The sequence below is a fragment of the Blattabacterium sp. (Mastotermes darwiniensis) str. MADAR genome, from assembly GCF_000233435.1.
Taxonomy (GTDB): Bacteria; Bacteroidota; Bacteroidia; order Flavobacteriales; family Blattabacteriaceae; genus Blattabacterium.
Genome location: NC_016146.1, coordinates 388,981 through 409,430 on the forward strand (window position 1 = coordinate 388,981; position 20,450 = coordinate 409,430).

At 26.5% G+C, this 20,450-nt stretch carries 21 protein-coding genes and 1 other RNA gene; 9 read left to right on the plus strand and 13 right to left on the minus strand.

What is annotated here, in order from left to right; genetic code table 11:
- Positions 1–2: 2 nt before the first annotated feature.
- On the minus strand, positions 3–1,961 hold the full coding sequence (gene ftsH / locus MADAR_RS01940) for an ATP-dependent zinc metalloprotease FtsH (RefSeq protein ID WP_014158852.1): 1,959 nt from the start codon (positions 1,959–1,961) through the stop codon (positions 3–5).
- A 279-nt stretch (positions 1,962–2,240) separates the two neighbouring features.
- Here ftsH and MADAR_RS01945 point away from each other — a divergent pair, with 279 nt between their 5' ends.
- Positions 2,241–2,990, plus strand: coding sequence for a biotin--[acetyl-CoA-carboxylase] ligase (locus MADAR_RS01945; protein ID WP_041177994.1), 750 nt, complete (start codon positions 2,241–2,243; stop codon positions 2,988–2,990).
- Here MADAR_RS01945 and MADAR_RS01950 read toward each other — a convergent pair.
- Together MADAR_RS01950 and MADAR_RS01955 are read right to left on the minus strand one after the other, a co-directional pair.
- Positions 2,987–4,753, minus strand: coding sequence for a YidC/Oxa1 family insertase periplasmic-domain containing protein (locus MADAR_RS01950; RefSeq protein ID WP_014158854.1), 1,767 nt, complete (start codon positions 4,751–4,753; stop codon positions 2,987–2,989). The genes MADAR_RS01945 and MADAR_RS01950 overlap by 4 nt on opposite strands.
- On the minus strand, positions 4,750–6,387 hold the full coding sequence (locus MADAR_RS01955; RefSeq protein WP_014158855.1) for a CTP synthase: 1,638 nt from the start codon (positions 6,385–6,387) through the stop codon (positions 4,750–4,752). The genes MADAR_RS01950 and MADAR_RS01955 overlap by 4 nt, the downstream gene beginning before the upstream one ends.
- A gap of 101 nt (positions 6,388–6,488) precedes the next feature.
- Between MADAR_RS01955 and ffs the strand changes: the two genes are divergently transcribed.
- Positions 6,489–6,588: signal recognition particle sRNA small type (ffs, locus tag MADAR_RS03000), an RNA gene on the plus strand.
- A gap of 9 nt (positions 6,589–6,597) precedes the next feature.
- Here the strand turns inward: ffs and obgE are convergent.
- From obgE to lpdA, 3 genes are read right to left on the minus strand one after another with little or no spacing between them, the layout of a single operon-like run.
- A complete protein-coding gene (gene obgE / locus MADAR_RS01960) occupies positions 6,598–7,581 on the minus strand; it encodes a GTPase ObgE (RefSeq protein WP_014158856.1) in 984 nt (327 codons plus the stop codon).
- A gap of 14 nt (positions 7,582–7,595) precedes the next feature.
- On the minus strand, positions 7,596–8,171 hold the full coding sequence (locus tag MADAR_RS01965) for a nucleoside monophosphate kinase (protein ID WP_041177995.1): 576 nt from the start codon (positions 8,169–8,171) through the stop codon (positions 7,596–7,598).
- Between the two features lie 56 nt (positions 8,172–8,227).
- Positions 8,228–9,616 carry a dihydrolipoyl dehydrogenase gene (gene lpdA / locus MADAR_RS01970; protein ID WP_041178041.1) on the minus strand — a complete coding sequence of 463 codons (1,389 nt, stop codon included), beginning with the start codon at positions 9,614–9,616 and terminating at the stop codon, positions 8,228–8,230.
- 79 nt (positions 9,617–9,695) lie between these two features.
- Between lpdA and fsa the strand changes: the two genes are divergently transcribed.
- The gene (gene fsa, locus MADAR_RS01975) at positions 9,696–10,361 is read left to right on the plus strand and encodes a fructose-6-phosphate aldolase (protein WP_014158859.1); all 666 of its coding nucleotides are present in this window, start codon (positions 9,696–9,698) and stop codon (positions 10,359–10,361) included.
- Here the strand turns inward: fsa and MADAR_RS01980 are convergent.
- Genes MADAR_RS01980 through MADAR_RS02000 form a run of 5 tightly spaced genes read right to left on the minus strand, consistent with a single transcriptional unit; the run spans position 10,348 to position 13,007 of the window.
- Entirely contained in the window at positions 10,348–10,659 is a 312-nt protein-coding gene (locus tag MADAR_RS01980) for a hypothetical protein (protein ID WP_014158860.1), read from the minus strand. The two genes, fsa and MADAR_RS01980, sit on opposite strands and share 14 nt — an antisense overlap.
- Entirely contained in the window at positions 10,656–11,285 is a 630-nt protein-coding gene (locus MADAR_RS01985) for an outer membrane protein assembly factor BamD (RefSeq protein ID WP_014158861.1), read from the minus strand. Before MADAR_RS01985 ends, MADAR_RS01980 begins: the two co-directional genes overlap by 4 nt.
- Positions 11,282–11,794, minus strand: a complete 513-nt coding sequence (locus MADAR_RS01990; protein WP_014158862.1) for a ferritin — start codon at positions 11,792–11,794, stop codon at positions 11,282–11,284. The genes MADAR_RS01985 and MADAR_RS01990 overlap by 4 nt, the downstream gene beginning before the upstream one ends.
- A gap of 8 nt (positions 11,795–11,802) precedes the next feature.
- A complete protein-coding gene (gene dapA, locus MADAR_RS01995; protein ID WP_014158863.1) occupies positions 11,803–12,690 on the minus strand; it encodes a 4-hydroxy-tetrahydrodipicolinate synthase in 888 nt (295 codons plus the stop codon).
- 47 nt (positions 12,691–12,737) lie between these two features.
- Positions 12,738–13,007 (minus strand): RNA-binding protein, encoded by a 270-nt coding sequence (locus tag MADAR_RS02000; protein WP_014158864.1) that lies wholly within the window; start codon positions 13,005–13,007, stop codon positions 12,738–12,740.
- 169 nt (positions 13,008–13,176) lie between these two features.
- On the opposite strand from MADAR_RS02000, the gene pncB reads away from it, so the two are divergent.
- The 6 genes from pncB to groL all read left to right on the plus strand — a co-directional run bounded on the left by pncB (position 13,177) and on the right by groL (position 19,396).
- Positions 13,177–14,352 carry a nicotinate phosphoribosyltransferase gene (gene pncB, locus MADAR_RS02005; RefSeq protein ID WP_041177996.1) on the plus strand — a complete coding sequence of 392 codons (1,176 nt, stop codon included), beginning with the start codon at positions 13,177–13,179 and terminating at the stop codon, positions 14,350–14,352.
- A gap of 64 nt (positions 14,353–14,416) precedes the next feature.
- Positions 14,417–15,775 (plus strand): tRNA (N6-isopentenyl adenosine(37)-C2)-methylthiotransferase MiaB, encoded by a 1,359-nt coding sequence (gene miaB / locus MADAR_RS02010; RefSeq protein WP_014158866.1) that lies wholly within the window; start codon positions 14,417–14,419, stop codon positions 15,773–15,775.
- 9 nt (positions 15,776–15,784) lie between these two features.
- Positions 15,785–17,068 carry a sigma-54-dependent Fis family transcriptional regulator gene (locus MADAR_RS02015; RefSeq protein WP_014158867.1) on the plus strand — a complete coding sequence of 428 codons (1,284 nt, stop codon included), beginning with the start codon at positions 15,785–15,787 and terminating at the stop codon, positions 17,066–17,068.
- A gap of 15 nt (positions 17,069–17,083) precedes the next feature.
- Positions 17,084–17,323: a preprotein translocase subunit SecG gene (gene secG / locus MADAR_RS02020; RefSeq protein WP_014158868.1), complete on the plus strand. Its 240-nt coding sequence runs from the start codon at positions 17,084–17,086 to the stop codon at positions 17,321–17,323.
- Between the two features lie 114 nt (positions 17,324–17,437).
- Entirely contained in the window at positions 17,438–17,716 is a 279-nt protein-coding gene (groES, locus tag MADAR_RS02025) for a co-chaperone GroES (protein WP_014158869.1), read from the plus strand.
- 39 nt (positions 17,717–17,755) lie between these two features.
- Positions 17,756–19,396 (plus strand): chaperonin GroEL, encoded by a 1,641-nt coding sequence (groL, locus tag MADAR_RS02030; protein WP_014158870.1) that lies wholly within the window; start codon positions 17,756–17,758, stop codon positions 19,394–19,396.
- A gap of 60 nt (positions 19,397–19,456) precedes the next feature.
- Here the strand turns inward: groL and MADAR_RS02035 are convergent, their stop codons facing one another.
- Complete coding sequence (locus MADAR_RS02035) at positions 19,457–19,960, minus strand: HAD family hydrolase (RefSeq protein WP_041177997.1); 504 nt, start codon at positions 19,958–19,960, stop codon at positions 19,457–19,459.
- Between the two features lie 53 nt (positions 19,961–20,013).
- Entirely contained in the window at positions 20,014–20,397 is a 384-nt protein-coding gene (locus MADAR_RS02040; RefSeq protein ID WP_014158872.1) for a DUF3276 family protein, read from the minus strand.
- Between the last annotated feature and the right edge of the window lie 53 nt (positions 20,398–20,450).

The window sequence follows — 20,450 nt, forward strand, 5'->3', positions numbered from 1 at the left end:
ATTTAAGGATGACTTACTGAAGTCAACATATCTCCAATATCATCAGAAAAAGGCCTATCTCCAAATATTTTTTTCAAATCTTCTCTAAAAATAACTTCTTTTTCTAAAAGTTCGTTAGCCAGTATAGATAATTTTTTTTCATTATCTTTTAATATTTTTTTTGCCCTTTGATACTGTTCCGTAATAATTTTTGATATTTCTTCATCTATAATTTGCGCGGTTTTTTCACTATAAGGTTTAGAAAAAGAAAATTCATTTTGTCCTGTAGAGTCGTAATAAGAAATATTTCCAATTCTATCATTCAATCCAAAAATAGCCACCATAGATTGCGCTTGTTTAGTTACTCTTTCCAAATCATTTAAAGCTCCTGTTGAGATACTGCTAAAAATTATTTCTTCTGCAGATCTACCCGCTAATAAAGCGCACATTTCATCCTTCATTTGTTCTGGAGTGGTCAGTTGTCTCTCTTCTGGAAGATACCATGCAGATCCTAAAGATTTTCCTCTTGGAACTATAGTAACTTTAACTAATGGAGCAGCATGTTCTAATAGCCAACTTATTGTAGCATGTCCAGCTTCATGATAAGCTATTCTTTTTTTTTCATTTGGTTTTATTATTTTGTTTTTCTTTTCTAAACCTCCTATAATACGATCGATTGCATCTAAAAAATCTTTATTTTCTATTTTTGATCTATTTCTTCTTGCAGCAATAAGAGCAGATTCATTACAAATATTAGCTATATCAGCTCCACTGAAACCTGGAGTCTGTCTAGCCAAAAAATCAATATCTACTTTTTTGGATAGAACAAGTTTTTGAAGATGAACACGGAATATTTCTTTTCTTTCATTTAATTCAGGTGGATCCACCAATATAGTTCTATCAAAACGACCAGGACGGAGTAATGCTTTATCTAAAATATCGGATCTATTGGTAGCAGACAAAACAATTACATTAGTATGAGTTCCAAATCCATCCATTTCAGTAAGTAATTGATTTAAAGTATTTTCTCTTTCATCATTGGATCCTGCTATGCTACTTTTTCCTCTAGCTCTTCCTATAGCATCAATTTCATCAATAAATATGATACAGGGAGATTTTTCTTTTGCTTTTTCAAACAAATCTCTTACTCTAGAAGCTCCCACACCTACAAACATTTCTACAAAATCAGAACCGGATAAAGAAAAGAAAGGGACTTGTGCTTCACCAGCTACAGCTTTAGCCAATAAAGTTTTCCCAGTTCCAGGTGGTCCTATTAAAAGAGCTCCTTTTGGTATTTTTCCTCCAAGTTTAGTATATTTTTGAGGACTTTTTAAAAATTCTACAATTTCTTGAACTTCCTCTTTTGCTCCTTCCAAACCTGCAACGTCTTTAAATGTTATTTTAACATTATCATTTTCATCAAATAATTTAGCTCTAGATTTTCCAATATTAAATATTTGACCACCAGGTCCTCCTCCAGTAGATCCAATCCTACGGAATACAAAAATCCAAAAAATGATCAGTAATATCAAAAATACTCCATAATCAAAAAAAAATTTCGTAATAGTATACTCTTGTTGATTTTTAAAATCAATAATTGTGTCTAGATTATATTTTTTTTTGTATTCTTCAAATTTTCTTTGAAAGAATTGCAAATCTCCTATTTCAAATTCATATTGTAAAGGAAAAGTTATAAATCTATTATGATTTTCATTTTTTATAATATCATGTGGATTGATAGAATTTGGATTTTCATGATTGGAAAAAAATTCTTTTTTTAAATAAACATGTACAATTTCTCTGTGCTTTACTATTATTTTTTGCACCTCTCCCTTCATAAGGATTTCAAAAAAAGTATCTTGATCTATTTTTCTAGGATTAGAAAAAGAAGATTTAAAGAAAAATATTATCAAAAGTATAGCTAGTATAACTGCATAAATCCAAAAAAAGTTATTTTTTTTTTTCACTTTTTTATCTATCATAAGTTTTCTTCATTTATTTAAATCCAATCAGCATCCTATTTTTACTGATCAAGGTTATTTTCTATAAAGAATAATTTTTTTTCTTAGAATAGCATTAGTTTTTTTATATTATTTATAAATAACAAAATAATCACAAAAAAATAGAAATGTATTTCTCTCATTTTAATTCCTTTTCTTTTATTACAAGACGGAATTTTTACTTATAAATATTATTTAATTTAAGAAAAACAAAAATAAGGTTTTCACTTGAAATTAAATTTTACAATTTAAAATAATATCTTGATAAAATTCATTTGGCCAATATATTTAATTTATCTGCATACAGTAGATTCTACTAATCAATATGTAAAAAGAAGAAATAGATATATGAGAAATTGGACTATAGTTTGGTCTATGAATCAAACTAAAGGAAAAGGTTTAGAAAAAAATTATTGGAATGTAGAAAAAGGAAAAAATTTGACTTTCAGCGTTTTTTTAAAATCAATCAATTTAGCCCTTGATAAGGGATACATTATAAATTTACTTATAAGCAATGCTATTCATAAAACCTTATTTTTTTATAACAAAAACTTTTGGATTAAGTGGCCTAATGACATTATTTTTATGAATAAAAAGATAGGAGGAATTTTGACTGAAAATAGTATTTATCATAGAAAAATACATAGAACTATAATTGGAATTGGATTAAATGTTAATCAAATGAAATTTGATGAAAATTTTCAAGCAACCTCTATGAAAATAATTTTTAACAAAAATTTTAAACTAGAAAAACTTTTTTACAAATTAATTCTTTCAATACAAAAAGAATATTTATTCTTTACGAGCTATGGAGAAGTTTTTGTAAGAAATTATTATATGAATCATCTTTATAGAAAAAACCAAATATCTTATTTCTATAATAATAAAATCAATAAATATATACAAGGAACTATCCGAAATATAACGAAAGAAGGATATTTGGTTATTGAAGAGAACCATAATAAAAAATTATATTGTTTCTCTACAAAAGAAATAAAACTTATTTATTAGTTTTTTCTAGTTTTTTTTATTATTTCTTGAATTCTACAATTCCAGTAATTACGTGTTTTTTTTTTACTTTTATTTCTATTATCCTGAATTTTTTGATGAATTTTATGTTCGTCCAACATAAATTTTTTTATAAAGAAAATCAAACCTATATTAATAATATTAGATGTGAAATAATAAAGAGAAAGTCCAGAAGCATAACTATTTATGAAAAATAACATTATTAGAGGCATCAAATATAAGAGAAAATGCATATCTATTCCTCCATTTTGATTGGAATAATCTCTTTCATTACTTAATTTTGTATAAATTAAAAGAGCTGATGAGTACAATAAAGTAAGTAAACTTATATGATTTCCATAAAATGGAATAGTAAATGGTAATTCAAAAATAGAATCATATGAAGTTAAATCTTTCACCCACAAAAAAGATTTTCCTCTAAGATTGATTAGAGTAGGAAAAAATTTAAATAATGAATAAAAAATAGGTATTTGAAATAGGCTAGTCAGACATCCAGACATTGGATTAATTCCTACTTTACGATATAATTCCATCATAGCTTTTTGTTTTTTTAATGGATCTGAATTTATAAATCTTTTATTTAACTCATCAATTTCTGGACGAATTAACTTCATCATAGCACTTAACTTGTATTGTCTATAAGTAATTGGAGATAGTATTAATTTGACAACAATAGTCATTAAAATAATAATAATTCCATAATTCAAATTTGTTTTTTCCAAAAATTGAAAAATGATTAAAAAAAAATATTTGTTAATCCATTTTAAAAAACCCCAACCAAATGGAATAATATTTTCAATCTTTTTTTCATATTTTTTTAATGAATAAAAATCCAATGGGCCAAAATAAAATCTAAAAAAAATATTGAAATTTTCTTTTTTTCTTTTTCTTAAAAAAAATTTAGATTTAATTTTTTTTAAAAAATTTTCTGAATAAAAATTTTCAGAACGAATAAAAACATTTTTCAATGATTTTTCTACCATAAAAACAGAGGCAAAAAATTGTTGTTTGTGAGCTATCCAATTTAAATCGGATATATTCCTTTCTTCTGAATATTTTTCGGATAAACATTTAATCTTTGAATCCTTATTTTTCTTATAGGAATAATATACCTTAGTGTAAGAATTTTCCCAATTTTTATCCTTTTCTAAAGAAAAAATTTTTTGTTCCAAATTAATTGAAACTATTGGATCAATTGTGTGAGGGAGAAAATCTATTGTTCGTACAAAAAATACAATATCATACTGATTTTTTTCCCCTATAGTATATATATATTCTATAAAACCTTTTCCGTAAGGATTTTTTGCTCTCATTATAAGAATTATATTTCCTCCTTTTTTTTTAAAGAAAAAAGGAGAAAAATATAAAAGGCTTGTATCGATGATTTTCTTATTGTTTTTATAAAAAATCATTTTATATGAAAAACTAGAATCTTTTATTAAATAAAGATTTTGACTATGTAAAGAATGAACTGGATTATAAGCCTTATACTTTTTTAAAAGTACTTCATCAATAATTCCTCCTAAATTAGAAATTTTAAGTTTTAAAACTTTATTTTCTAATAAATAATCATTTATTTTCTTTTTTGGAAAAGAAAATTTTTTTCCCATGAAAATTCTTTTTTCAAGAAATTTTTCTGATGAAAATTTTTTTCTAGATACATTGAAATATGTAAAAATTGTTAGTATAACCAATATAAGAAATAAACCAATAGTGGATTGATAATCCAAATTTTTATCCTTCATACATAAGGAGTATTCTGTTTTTGATAATCAAATGATTTGTAATTTTTAGAAATTTGTACAAAATAAGTAAATAATGGATGAGGAGTAATAACTGTACTCTTATATTCAGGATGAAATTGAACCCCTAAGAAAAAAACGTGATTATCTAACTCCATAGCTTCTACTAAACCCGTCTCAGGATTTATTCCTACAGGTTTCATTCCAGCATTAGAAAAATCTTCTAAATAAATATTGTTAAATTCATATCTATGACGATGCCTTTCAAATATTTCCTTTTTTTCTCCGTAAATAGAAAAAATTTTAGATCCTTCCATTAAAGAACATTTACAATTTCCTAAACGCATAGTCCCACCTTTTTGAATAATATTTTTTTGCTCTTTCATTAGACTAATAACTGGATAAGAAGCATATGGATTAGTTTCATTACTTTCCGCTTCTTGAATCTTTAATACATTTTTAGCAAATTCTATTACTGCTATTTGCATTCCTAAACATATCCCTAAAAAAGGAATATTTTTTTCTCTCGCATATTTTGCTGAAAGTATTTTTCCTTCTATCCCTCTATTTCCAAATCCAGGAGCAATCAAAATTCCAGAAATATCATTAAAATATTCTTCCATATTTTTATCATTGATCGCCCCAGAATGAATCCACTTTATACGAACATGAATCTCATTTTTTGTTCCTGCATGAATTAATGCTTCAATAATGGATTTGTAAGAATCATGTAAAGAAACATATTTTCCAACCAATGCTATCTTGATTTCATATTTAGGATTTTTATATTTCCTTATAAAATTTTTCCATTTTTTCAAATTTGGAGAAACAATAGTGGATAAATTAAAATGATTTAAAACTACTTTATCAAAGTTTTGTCTATGCAATAAACATGGGATATCGTATATAATTCTTGTATCAATAGATTCAATGACATGCTCTGGTTTTACATTGCAAAACAAAGCTAACTTATTTCGAATATTTTTGGATATATGTTTTTCTGTTCTACAAACTAGAATATCTGCTTGTATTCCATTTTCCATTAAATTACGAACAGAATGTTGGGTAGGTTTAGTTTTTATTTCTCCAGTAACTGATATATAGGGTAACAAGGTTAAATGAATAACCAATCCATTATTTTCTCCTAATTCCCATTTCAATTGACGTACAGATTCAATATAAGGAAGAATCTCTATATCTCCAACAGTTCCTCCTATTTCAGTAATAACTATATCATATGGATTGGATTTTCCTAATATTCGTTTTTTTATCTCATTGGTAATATGAGGAATCACTTGAACCGTTTTTCCCAAATAATATCCTTTCCGTTCATTATCAATAACTGTTTTATATATAAGACCAGAAGTAATATTATTATCTTTGGTAGTAGTTTGATCCAAAAAACGTTCATAGTGCCCTAAATCTAAATCTGTTTCAGCTCCATCATTTGTTACAAAACATTCTCCGTGTTCATAAGGATTTAAAGTTCCTGGATCGATATTAAAATAAGGATCCAATTTTTGGATTGTAATTTTATAACCTCTACTCTTTAATAACATTCCTAATGAAGCAGAAATAATTCCTTTACCCAATGAGGAAGTAACCCCTCCTGTAACAAAAACATATTTTTTCTTCATATTTTTATAAAAAAATATTGAAAAATAATTTTCAAAAAATGAGAAACTTTTTTTTGAAAAAAAACAAAATTTATAATTTTTTTTTATATTTGACAAACTAGGAGCAAGTCCTACACAATCAGCTCCCTATAACTCCTCCAGGGTGGGAACACAGCAAAGGTAATTAGGTTGTAGCGATGTGATGTAGTTCCGCTTGCTCCATTATCGCATTTAAATCGATTGAATAAAATTCAACAATTTATTCTTTAATAAGGAAAGACCTTCCTTTGTAAAAGAAGATATAAAAATAATGTCTATTTCTAATTTTAGAAAAATATTTTTGATTTTTATTTTAATTCTATCATCAATTAAATCTGATTTAGAAATAACCAATAAACGTTTTTTATTTAATAATTTTTTATTAAATTTTTTCAATTCATTCAATAAAATGAAATATTCTTTTTTCTTATTTCTTGTTTTTGAAGAAATTAAAAATAATAGAACGGAATTACGTTCTATATGTCTTAGGAAATAATGTCCTAACCCTTTTCCTTTTGAAGCATTTTCTATAATTCCAGGTAAATCAGCCATTAAAAAAGATTTATAATTCATTGAAACAATTCCTAAATTTGGTCTTTTAGTAGTAAAAGAAAAATTTCCTATTTTTGGTCTCGCTTTTGTCATTTTAGAAAGTAAAGTTGATTTTCCTGAATTTGGAAATCCAATTAAACCAACATCGGCCAAAATTTTTAATTCTAAAAAGATCCAATTTCCTGTAGTTTTTATACCAGGTTGGGCATAATAAGGAGATTGTGATTTAGAACTTTTAAAAAAAACATTCCCTTTTCCCCCTTTTCCTCCTTTGAATAAAACCTCTTCTTGATTATCTTTAGTAATTTCTACTATAATAGTTTTATTAATATCTCTAACTATAGTTCCTACAGGAACTTCTATAAATAAATTTTTTCCATTTGATCCTGTTATATTATTTCCTTTTCCTGGAGATCCAGATTTTGCTATCCAACGTTTTTTATATCTTAAATGAATATATGTATGAAGATTAGAATTCCCTCGTAGAATAATATCTCCTCCTTTTCCACCTGATCCTCCATCAGGCCCCCTTTTTTTTTTATCTCTATGGAAATGAATACATCCCATTCCTCCATTTCCACTTTTACAATAGATTTTGATAAAATCTATAAAGTTATCTTTCATAAGGAAATACTTTTTCAAAGTTTCATAATACTTTTCTCTATAAGAAGGGAAATATTTTTTACAGAATAAGAAGCATTAAGTGTAATGATATTATTTTTCCATTTTTTTTCCTTCCAAATAAAAGCAGTTTCCTTATTGTATTCTTCTATTCTTCTTTTAACCGTAATAATATTCGTATCATCATTACGATGACTAATCCTTCCTCTTTTCAGAAGTCTATTTATTAATAAGTCTTTTTGTATACAAAAAGAAAAAATTATGTTGATTTCTCCTAAAGAAAATTCTTGTAATATTTTTTCTAAAGAAAAAACTTGATTTTTTGTTCTTGGATAACCATCATAAATAATTCCTTTGGATTGAATATACTTTTTCATTTCAAGATTCAACATATTTGTAGTGATCTTATCGGGAACTAATATTCCTTTATTGATATAATAACTAGCAAATTGACCTAAACTTGTTTTATTTTTTATGTGATGTCTAAATATTCTTCCAGGAGATAAATGGATAAACCCAAATTTATTTTCTAATATTTTTGCTTGAGTTCCTTTTCCACATCCTGGTGGTCCAAATAATATAATGTGTATCATATTCATATGATCATATGGAAGAAAAGAAATAAATAAGAAAAAACTGAACTTTTCTACTATAGATGAATCGATTTTTCATAGGCATGAAAAATCGATTCTAAAATAGATTCACTCAATGAAGGATGGGGATGAATACATCCCATGATTTCATAATTATTAGCTTCTAATTTTCTGGCAACTACAACTTCAGAAATGATTTCCGACACATTGTTCCCAATCATATGACAACCTAACCATTCATCATATTTATCGTCAAAAATAACCTTAACAAATCCTTCTGTATTGTTATCACAAATAGATTTTCCAAGATTTCTAAAAGAAAATTTTCCTACTTTAATTTTATATCCTTTTTCTTTCGCTTGTTTTTCAGTATAGCCCACAGAGGAAATTTCTGGATAACAATAAATACATTTTGGAATATTATTATAATCTATTTTTTGAGGATTCATCCCTTTAATATTTTCTACACATGAAATAGCTTCATTTGAAGCTACATGAGCAAAAGATGGTCCTTCTATAACATCTCCAATAGCATAATATCCATCTATATTGGTTCTATACTTATCATCTACAATTATGAATCCTTTTTTGTTGGTATGAATACCAATTTCTTCCAATCCTATATCCCAAACATTTGGAATAGGAGTCCCAATAGTAGATAATGCTATATCCGCTTCTAAAGTAATGTTTTTTATAGGAGTCTGAATTTCAGCTAAAATACCTTTTTTAGAAGAATTTATTTCCTTTATAAAAGATGAAGTGTAATTTTTTATTCCTATTTGATCAAAATAAATTTTTAATTGGTCGGAGATATCTTCATCTCCATTTGGAAGAAGTTTGGGAAATAATTCTATAATAGTTACTTCAGTCCCCATAGAATGATAAAAATAAGAAAATTCCAATCCAATGGAATCTGAACCCATGACAATCATTTTTTTTGGTAATAGAGAAAGAGATATAGCTTCCTTATATCCTATAATTTTATCTTTTTGAAATTTTTCTTCTATTTTAGATCTTGATCCTGTAGCTATGATGATATGAGAAGCATAACATTCTTCAATTTTTTTTTGATTTTTAAGTATTTCAATTTTTTTTCCATTTTTTAATTTTGCCTTTCCATGAATAACATGGATTCCATTCTTTTTCATTAAGAATGTTATTCTCTCTCTCATCTTATTCACTACATTTCTACTATTGGAAATAATTTTCCCAAAATCAATCTTTATTTGATTATGTATTCCGAATAAATTTTCATTTTTTTTTATTATTTGCAAGGTTTTTGCGCTATTTAATAGAGTTTTTGTTGGTATATATCCCCAATTTAAACCAACTCCTCCCAAACATTCTTTTTCTACTATAGCTGTTTTCATTCCAAGCTGTGCCGATCGTATAGAAGCAACATAACCACCAGGTCCACTACCTAAAACAATAACATCAAAATACATAACAATATGATTTTTTATAAATTTACAGATTTTTATTCTCAAATTTTTCATAAATTTATTTTTTTATATTATTCAACGTATGAAATTTTTTATAGATACAGCTAACCTAGAAGAAATAAGAAAAGCTCAATTATTAGGTTTATTGGATGGAATAACAACTAACCCCTCTTTAATTTCAAAAGAAATTATTGATAAAAGTGATATTTATAATCATTATACCTCCATTTGCAATCTTTTAAAAAGAGAAGAAGGAAATGTTAGCATAGAAGTAATAAGTACAAATTATACGGATATGATCCAAGAAGGAGAAAAACTTTCACTTTTACATCCAAAAATAGTGGTAAAAATACCGATAAGTAAAGACGGAATTAAAGCAATTAAATATTTATCTAATAAAAATATTAAAACTAATTGTACCTTAGTTTTTTCATTAGGACAGGCTCTTTTAGCAGCAAAAGTAGGATCTAATTATGTATCTCCATTTATAGGGAGATTGGACGATATATCATATAATGGATTGAGTTTAGTAAAAGAAATAAAAACCATTTATGAATATTACCATTTTAATACTAAAATTTTAGCAGCTTCAATACGAAATCCTTTTCACATTTTGGAATGTGCTAAAATAGGAATACATGCTGTAACTACTCCATTCAAAGTTATAGATACCCTTTTCTATCATCCATTAACAAAAATAGGATTGAAAAAATTCTTAAAGGATTACGATAATATTAATGAATCTTAATTTTTCCATCTAATAAATATTGAATAGAAATGGATGTTGCCTTTGGTAATCTTTCATAAAATTTGGATAAATCTATTTGTTCTTTGTTTTCAAAAACTTCTTCTAAATTATTTTTGTTAATAAGATTAAATTCTTCTAATTTTTTATCCAAATCCTCTTTTATTTCAGAATTAATTTTTTGACTAATTTTTTCTAAAATGACAATAGTTTCATAAATATTTTTTCCTGATTTATTTTCCAATTCGATACGATCTACAGTAATTGTAGTTACTGGAGCCTTAACTTCTTTAAGATTCATAATTGATTTAATAATTTTTTATAAAATATTTTTAATGTTTTTATATTAGGTGAATTTGGATACGATTTAATATATTTATTATACTCTTCAAAAAAATTAAGAACTTTTTCTTTATTATTAGCCAGTTTATATTTAATGATACATATTTGGTATAAAACTTTCTCTTTAAAATTACTTTTTGGAAAATCCATCAAAAAATTTTGAAAATAAATTAAAGCTGCATTATATTTCTTCATTAAAAAATATGTATGGGCTATATAAAAATCTTTTTTTTCAAGTCTATTTTCTAATTCTGATAGGAGCTTATGAGCTTCACTTATTTTGTAACTATTTGGATACTTTTTAATAAATTGATTCAATTCTTCAATTGCTTTTTTAGTTTTTGTTGGATCTAAATCAAAACTTAATGAACTAAGGTAATTATTAAAACTACGTTGAAACAATACATTTTCCTCTGAATCTTTTTCTAAAAGATTTTTTTTTGAATAAAAATTAAGTTTCCGTAATAAACTTGAAATTTTGTTTTTACAAAAATTCTCCTTTTCTCCATAACATTTCACATAACATCCCATCATTATGAACAATGATAAAAAGAAAATTTTGTATAATTTACATCCCATTTTCATTTTTTTTGAAAATTTTTTATATCACGATCCAATAAATATAAACATCCTTTATTTTCTCCAATCAATTGAATTTTATCCAATATCGTTTTACTTAATGTTTCTTCTTCTATTTGTTCTTCAACAAACCATTGTAAAAAATTATAGGTAAAATAATCTTTTTCTTTCAAAGACAATTCTACTAAAAGATTAATCTCTGAAGAAATTTTCTTTTCATGTTCAAATAACTTTTGAAATAATTCTTTCAAAGAACCATATGTAGTTTTATTATTAATATGATTATTATCAAAAAAAATATCGGCATATCCACCTCTTTTATTAATATACCTTATTAATTTCAACATGTGTCTTCTTTCTTCATCTGAATGATCATACAGAAAATTACAGATTCCTTCAAATCCTCCATATTCATGTTCCACCCAAGAAGCCATAGATAAATATAATTGAGAAGATTCCAATTCTCTATTCAATTGATTTTTTAATCCTTTTTGGATTTTATTACTAATAAACATAAAAAAAATTAAAATTTTGTTATCCTATTTGTTCTTAGCAAATATCGAATTTTATTTCTTAAAGAGGAAGATCCACTCAATAATGGTAATCTTACATACGAATTACATATTCCTATAAGATTTAAAAATGTTTTAATTCCTGTAGGATTTCCTTCTCGATAAAGAAGATCAATCATACTAAATATTTCATAAAAAATAGCAAAAGCCTCTTCTGATTTTTTTTTCCTTGCTAAGGATATCATTCTAGAAATACTATCAGGTATTCCTTGAGCTATTACGGAAATTACACCTTCTCCTCCTCCTAAAATTATAGGCAGAGAAATAAAATCATCCCCTGATATAACACTAAAATTATTTGGTCTTTTTTCTATAATCTTATAGGATTGTAAAATGTTACCAGAAGCTTCTTTTATTCCTACAATATTTTGAAAATTCTTAGCTAATCGAATAACTGTTTCTGGTAAAACATTAGATCCGGTTCTTTTAGGTACATTATAAACAATAATATTAACATTTGTTTGTCTAACAATAGATTTAAAATGTTGGTAAATCCCTTCTTGAGAAGGATTATTGTAATAGGGAGTAACAGTTAAAATAGCTAAAAAATCTGATAAATCGATACTTTTTATCTTGGCTATAATATCCTCTGTATTATTTCCTCCTATTCCTAATACTAATGGTCTTTTTTTATAGTTAAAACTTTTAATACATTCAATAATATCTCTTTTTTCTTCTTCTTTTAAAGTAGAAGTTTCAGCGGTAGTTCCTAATATTACCAAATATTCTACTTTATTTCCAACATATTTAACGAGTTTTTCAAGTCCATTAAAATCTATATTTCCATTTTTTTTAAAAGGAGTAACCAAAGCTACACCTGTTCCATATAACTTTTTCATAGGATTCTTTTTTTTTATTATAAGAAACAGATGTAGATAAATAAAAATTAATCTCTTTTTGCTCTCGGTCTTGCCACAGAAACAATAATATTTCTTCCCATAAATTCTGTTCCATTTAGCTTCTCTATAGCTTTTTTTGCATTTTCTTCATTAGACATTTCTATAAATCCAAAACCCTTACTTCTCTTATTCGAAGTAGATTCGTCAAAAATAATTTTTGCGTGAGTTACCTCCCCTATAGATTCAAAATGTTCTTTTAATTCCTGTTCTGTCATCTCATAAGATAAATTTCCAACGTATAATTTCGTATTGTCCATATAAAATTGTTTTATTTAAAAGCAAATTTAGAGAATTTAGAGCAATATTTTCTCCAAAATAGAAAAATATTCCACTTCAACAAGTTTTTTAATTGAATAATTAATTTTATAAGTAATGATTTTTTATTTTCAATTATTCCAATATTTTACATCAAAAAAAATATTTCTAATGAATGAGCTTGCTATTATTTCGTCTCTATTGGATAATGACTTTTATAAATTTACTATGCAAAATGCCGTTATAAAATTATTTCCTTTAGCAAAAGCTAGATATGAATTTATCAATCGTGGAAAACATTTTTTTCCAGGAAATTTTGTTGATTTATTAAAAAAAAATCTCGATAAGATGGCTAATTTGAAACTTTCAAATGAAGAAAGAATCTTTTTAGAAAAAAATTGCCCTTACTTAGATTCTAAGTATCTAGATTTCTTAGATCAATATCAATACAATCCCAAAGAGGTTAATGTTTTTCAAAAAGGAAAAAATATACAAATGTATATAGAAGGTTTATGGAGTCGTACTATTTTATGGGAAGTTCCTCTAATGGCTATAATATCTGAATTATATTATCAATTAACAGGAGCAAAACGTTTTTCAGACAAAAAAATTATTCATCTCACAAGAAAAAAACTAGAAAAATATAAAAGATTAAACGTAAAATTTGGAGAATATGGAACTAGAAGAAGATTTTCTTATCAAATACATAAATTAGTATTAGAAGTTTTAATAAGAGAAGGAAAAACTTTTTTTATGGGGAGCAGTAATGTTCATCTATCCCATATATTTTCTATAAAACCTATTGGGACTCATGGACACGAGTGGATCATGTTTCATGCAGCTAAATATGGATTTAATATAGCAGATAAGATTGCAATGAAAAATTGGTTGAATATATATGGAAAAAATTTAGGAATAGCTTTATCGGATACATATACTTCTCCCATATTTTTTAAAAACTTTGATAAAAAACTAGCTAACCTTTTTGAAGGGATCAGACATGATAGTGGAGATCCTCTTTTATTTGTTAAAGAAACAATAAATCATTATCAAAAATTGAAAATAAATCCTTTACAAAAAAAAATCATATTTTCTGATAATCTTAATCCATGTAAAGTCGCTCGTATTTCCTCTTTTTGTAAAAATAAAATCAATCCATTTTTTGGGATAGGTACTAATTTTACCAATGATGTAGGACTACCATCAATGAATATAGTTATTAAAATGGTAAAGGCTTTTCCAAAAAAAAAATGGACTTCTGTTGTTAAACTTTCTAATGTAAAGGAAAAATCTACAGGAAAAAAAAATACGATTTTTTTAGCTAAAAAAATTCTTCATATTTCATGAATTTTTATGAACGTTGTTCTTTTTTATGACAGAATGACATTTTATTTTTTTACCTTTATCAATCATGAATGAAAAAAATTTTTTTTATATAGAAAGTTATGGTTGTCAAATGAATGTTTCTGATACTGAAATAATAATTTCTATTTTATTGAAAAATGGATTTCTTTTCACTGAAAATTTAAAAAAAGCAAATATAATATTGTTGAATACTTGTGCTATAAGAGAAAAAGCTGAATTAACCATAAAAAATAGATTACAACAATTAATAAAAAATAAAAAAAAATCTACATTATTGGGAATTCTTGGATGTTTATCCAAAATATCTGTCTCTATGAGAGACCATTTTTCAAACATAATAGATTTTTCAGTAGGTCCAGATTCCTATAAAAGCATCCCAAACATAATTAGTTCCTTAATGAAAGGAAAAAAAAACCCCAAGATTTTTTTAAAAAATCAAAAAGAAACTTATTCCGATGTAAATCCATTTAGAAAAAAAAATAAAATAACAACCTTTCTAAGTATAACAAGAGGATGTAACAATATGTGTTCTTTTTGTATTGTTCCTTTTACAAGAGGAAGAGAAAGGAGTCGTAATCCATACTCCATAATTGAAGAATGCAAAAATTTATACAAAAATGGATTTAAGGAAGTGACTCTTTTGGGTCAAAATGTTGATTCTTATTTATGGATTAATGATCAGAAGACAATAAAAATAAATAATGATAAAATAGATTTTTCAAATCTTTTAGATTTATTAGCTACAGAAATTCCATTTATGCGAATTCGTTTTTCTACTTCCAATCCTCATGATATGTCCGATAAGGTTATAGAAATAATTTCAAAATATTCAAATATTTGCAAACATATTCATTTACCGGTACAATCCGGTAGCAATAAAATATTAAAACTAATGAATAGAAAATACACTCGCGAGAAATATCTTTCTTTAATAAAAAAAATTAGATCGAAAATTCCTGAGTGTTCCATTTCACATGATATTATAACTGGTTTTTGCGATGAAGAAGAAAAAGATCATCAACAAACCATTAGTTTGATGAACGAGGTGAAATACAATTATGGTTATATGTTCTCTTATTCTCCTAGACCTGGAACTTATGCTTATAGAAAATTAAAAGATAACGTTCCTGAATATATAAAAAAAAGAAGATTAAGAGAAATTATTGATTTACAAAGAAATCATTCTTTTGTTCATATGAAAAAAAATATAGGAAAAATACAAGAAGTTCTAATAGAAGGAGAATCAAAGAAAAATGATCAGGATTGGTATGGCAAAACTACACAAAATACAGTTGTAGTTTTTCCAAAGTTTCCAAAAAAATATTCAAAAATAGGCGAAACTGTTTTTGTAAAAATAATTGATTGTACATCGGCTACACTAATAGGAAAGGAAGAAAATAAGTAAAATCCATACATGGAATCCATCCACAATATAAAACGAAAATTTAGTATTATTGGAAACGACTATGCTTTGCATAGGGCATTGGAAAAAGCCATTCAAGTAGCACCAACAGATATTTCTGTATTAGTTCTTGGAGAAAGTGGAGTAGGGAAAGAATTTATTCCAAAAATAATTCACCAATTTTCCTATAGAAAACATCATTCTTATATTGCGGTAAATTGTGGCGCTATTCCAGAAGGAACAATTGATAGTGAATTATTTGGACATGAAAAAGGCTCTTTTACAGGTGCTACAAGTATGAGAAAAGGATATTTTGAAGGAGCAAATAAAGGAACTATATTTTTGGATGAAGTAGGAGAACTCCCTTTAACTACACAAGTTCGTCTTCTTAGAATTTTGGAATCAGGTGAATTTATTAAAGTTGGATCTTCTCAAATACAAAAAACAAATATACGTGTTGTTGCTGCTACAAATTTAAATATGTTGGAATCTATTCAAAAAGGAAAATTCAGAGAAGATTTATATTATCGTCTTAATACAATTCAAATTAATGTACCTCCTTTACGTTTTCGTAAGAATGATATTGGATTATTGTTTAGGAAATTTTCTAATGATTTTGCGGATAAATATCATATGCCTCCAGTAAAACTTACAGAAGAAGCATTAAAATATTTAGAAGATTATCCATGGCCAGGAAATATAAGACAATTAAAAAACCTTACAGAACAAATATCTGTAGTGGAAAAAAAACGTCTAATTTCCATAGATAAATTAAAAGAGTATATTCCGGATAATATTCCTTCGTTATCTTTTTCTTATTCTAATCCTCATTCAAATAATGAACGCTTTTTTCAAGATTTTTCCAATGAAAGAGATTTTCTCTATAAAGTATTATTCGATATGAAAAAGAATTTAAATGATTTAAAGCATTTAACATTACAATTGATAAAAAACAAGAATAACAATAAATTCATAGAAGAAAACCAACAACTTATGAAAAAAGTATTTGGAAATATGATCAATAATAACTCCATTCAGTCCATAATGAAAGATGGAATTTTTCAATTAGAAGATGCTTCAAAATTTTCTTCTGATGAAAATTTTGATTATGAAGAAATAGAAGAATATTCATCCAAAAATGAAAAGGAATTGGAATCCTTTTCCTTGCAAAAAAAGGAAATAGAATTTATTCAGAAAGCTCTAAAAAAAAACAATGGGAAGAGAAGAAAAGCGGCAAAAGAATTAGGAATTTCAGAAAGAACATTATACAGAAAGATCAAACAATATGGTCTATAATAAAAAAAATATGTCATGTATTCAACTATATTTCTTGGTTTCTTCATTTTTTTAACATGTTTATTGCTTATTATAATTATTTTAATACAAAATCCTAAAAAAGGGATTTTTCATCAGTCTTTTATGGAAAAAAATTTTAAGTTATTTGGAATTAAACGAACCAATACACTTTTAGAAAAAATTACTTGGATTTTATCTATTTTAATATTTTTTTTGACTTTACTTTTCAATTTATTGTTGAAATCAAATCTATAATATGTCATTATGGCATTTAATATTAAACAAATGTAAAAAATTACCCAATTCTTTATTTGGCATGTTTTTGGCTATGAATGATTAGTATCGTTAACTTTAAAAATTATTTTTAATATGATGGAAGTAAAGATTAAACCTTTAGCAGATCGAGTTCTAGTTCAGCCTGATCCTGCTGAAACAAAAACCTCTTCAGGAATCATTATTCCTGATACGGCAAAGGAAAAACCACAAAAGGGAACTGTTATTGCTGTTGGAAATGGAAAAAAGGATGATCCTATGATTCTAAAAAAAGGAGATAGAGTTTTATATGGAAAATATTCTGGAACGGAACTAAAATGGGAAGGAGAGGAATATCTTATTATGCGAGAGTCTGATGTAATAGCAATCATATAATAATCCATAACTTGTAATTAAAAAAAAACACAAAAAATTATGGCAAAAGACATTAAATTCGATATTGAAGCAAGAGATAAATTGAAAAAAGGAGTAGATGCATTGGCAAATGCAGTTAAAGTAACTTTAGGACCAAAGGGGAGAAACGTTGTATTACAAAAATCTTTTGGAGGTCCTCAGGTAACTAAAGATGGAGTTACTGTAGCTAAAGAAATAGAGTTAGAAGATTCCATAGAAAATTTAGGCGCACAAATGGTTAAGGAAGTAGCTTCTAAAACTAATGATGTAGCGGGAGATGGAACTACTACAGCAACTGTATTAGCACAAGCTATAGTTAGAGAAGGATTAAAAAATGTAGCAGCTGGAGCAAATCCTATGGATTTAAAAAGAGGAATAGACAAAGCTTTAGAAGTTGTTATTCTAGATTTAAGAAAACAATCTAGAGAAGTAGGGGGAAACACAGAAAAAATAAAACAAGTAGCTTCTATCTCCGCTAATAATGATGAAAAAACTGGAGCATTAATAGCCGATGCTTTCGAAAAAGTTGGAAAAGAAGGTGTTATTACCGTGGAAGAAGCTAAAGGGACAGATACATCAGTTGATGTGGTTGAAGGAATGCAATTTGATAGAGGCTATCAGTCTCCTTATTTCGTAACCAATACAGAAAAAATGATAACAGAATTTGATCAGCCACAAATTCTTTTATCTGATAAGAAAATTGCAGCCATGAAAGATTTGCTTCCTATATTGGAACCTGTAGCTCAATCTGGAAAACCTTTGCTAATTATCTCTGAAGAAGTAGAGGGTGAAGCTTTAGCTACATTAGTAGTCAATAAAATACGAGGAACATTGAAAGTAGCTGCTATAAAAGCTCCTGGATTTGGGGATAGAAGAAAGGCTATGTTAGAAGATATAGCTATTCTTACGGGAGGAACTGTGATTTCAGAAGAAACAGGTAGTAAATTAGAAGATGTAAAATTAAATATGCTAGGAAAAGCAGAAAGAGTTATTATTGATAAAGATAATACCACCATTGTTAATGGAGGAGGAAATAAAAAAGATATAAGAGCACGTGTAGATCAAATAAAAGCACAAATAGAAACTACTACATCCGATTATGATAAAGAAAAATTACAAGAACGTCTAGCTAAGTTAGCTGGAGGAGTAGCAGTGCTTTATGTAGGTGCAGCATCAGAAGTTGAAATGAAGGAAAAAAAAGATCGTGTAGATGATGCTTTGAACGCTACTCGTGCTGCTGTTGAAGAAGGAATAGTTGCGGGTGGTGGAGTAGCATTAGTTCGTGCTATAAAATCATTGGATAATGTAATAGGAGACAATTCGGATCAAGATACTGGAATACAAATAGTAAGACGTTCATTAGAAGAACCTTTACGTCAAATAGTAGCTAATGCCGGAGGGGAAGGATCTGTAGTTGTAGCTAAAGTAGCTGAAGGAAAAGGAGATTTTGGTTATGATGCCAAACTGGGAGAATATAAAAATATGATAGGAGAAGGCATCATAGATCCTACTAAAGTTGCTCGAGTAGCATTGGAAAACGCAGCATCTGTATCTGGAATGTTATTAACTACTGAATGTGTTGTTACGGAAATAAAAAAAGAAGAACCTAGTACTCCTCCAATGCCTGGAGCTGGAGGTGGAGGAATGGGAGGTATGATGTAAGATTAAGATAAAAAAAAAATAGTGTCTTTATATAGGACACTATTTTTTTTTATTTGATTTTCAAAACCAATTTTTTTGAACTTTTAAAGTTTTTTCTATTACGTCTCTAACACATCCTTTTCCACCTTTTTTTGGAGAAATATATTTGGATATTTTCTTTACTTCTTGAACAGCATCTATCGGAGAACAAGGCAATGCTACAGTTTTCATGATTTCAATATCAGGAATATCATCTCCCATATACAATATCCGTTTTTTGGTTATATTCAAAATATGACAATATTCATCCAAATATTTCTTTTTATTATCCACCCCTTGATAGATATGACGAATATTTAGACCTCTTAAACGTCTGAAAACCATTAAATCGCACCCTTTTGTAATTATACACAAATTATATCCTTTTTTTTTTGCTAATTGTATTGCAAATCCATCTTTAACAAACATTTGACGAACCATATTTCCATCAGGAAATAAATTTAAAGTGCAATTAGTTAATACTCCATCAACATCGAATACAAAAGTATTAATATCATTCATTATATTTTTATAGTTCTCTTCCATAATAAAAGTATTATCGTATCATGAATGGAATTGAAAGAGACAACATAACTTTTTTATATATCTTCAAAATTAATATTTGTATAATCTTTCGTTTCTGAAGTTTTTTTATTATTATCCTTAATTTCTTGATTAAATGTATTATTCTTAAAATCTCTTTGATGACGTTCTGAAATAACTTCTCTTCCTTTTTCATTTATAATAAATCGAATCATATCATCAAGTATATTCTGAAATTTAGAAAAATCTTCCTTATATAAATATATTTTATGTTTTTTATAAGTAATTTCTCCAGTTTCAGAAAAATTTTTTTTGCTTTCAGTAATGGTTAAATAATAATCACCAGCCCTTGTTTCTCTTGCATCAAAAAAATACGTACGACTTCCAGTTTTTAGGGTACGTGAACAAATTTCATTTCTTTTATGTTCTTTTTCTTCCATTTCAAACAATATTATAAATCATAAATTAAGCAAATCTAAATAAAAAAAATGGT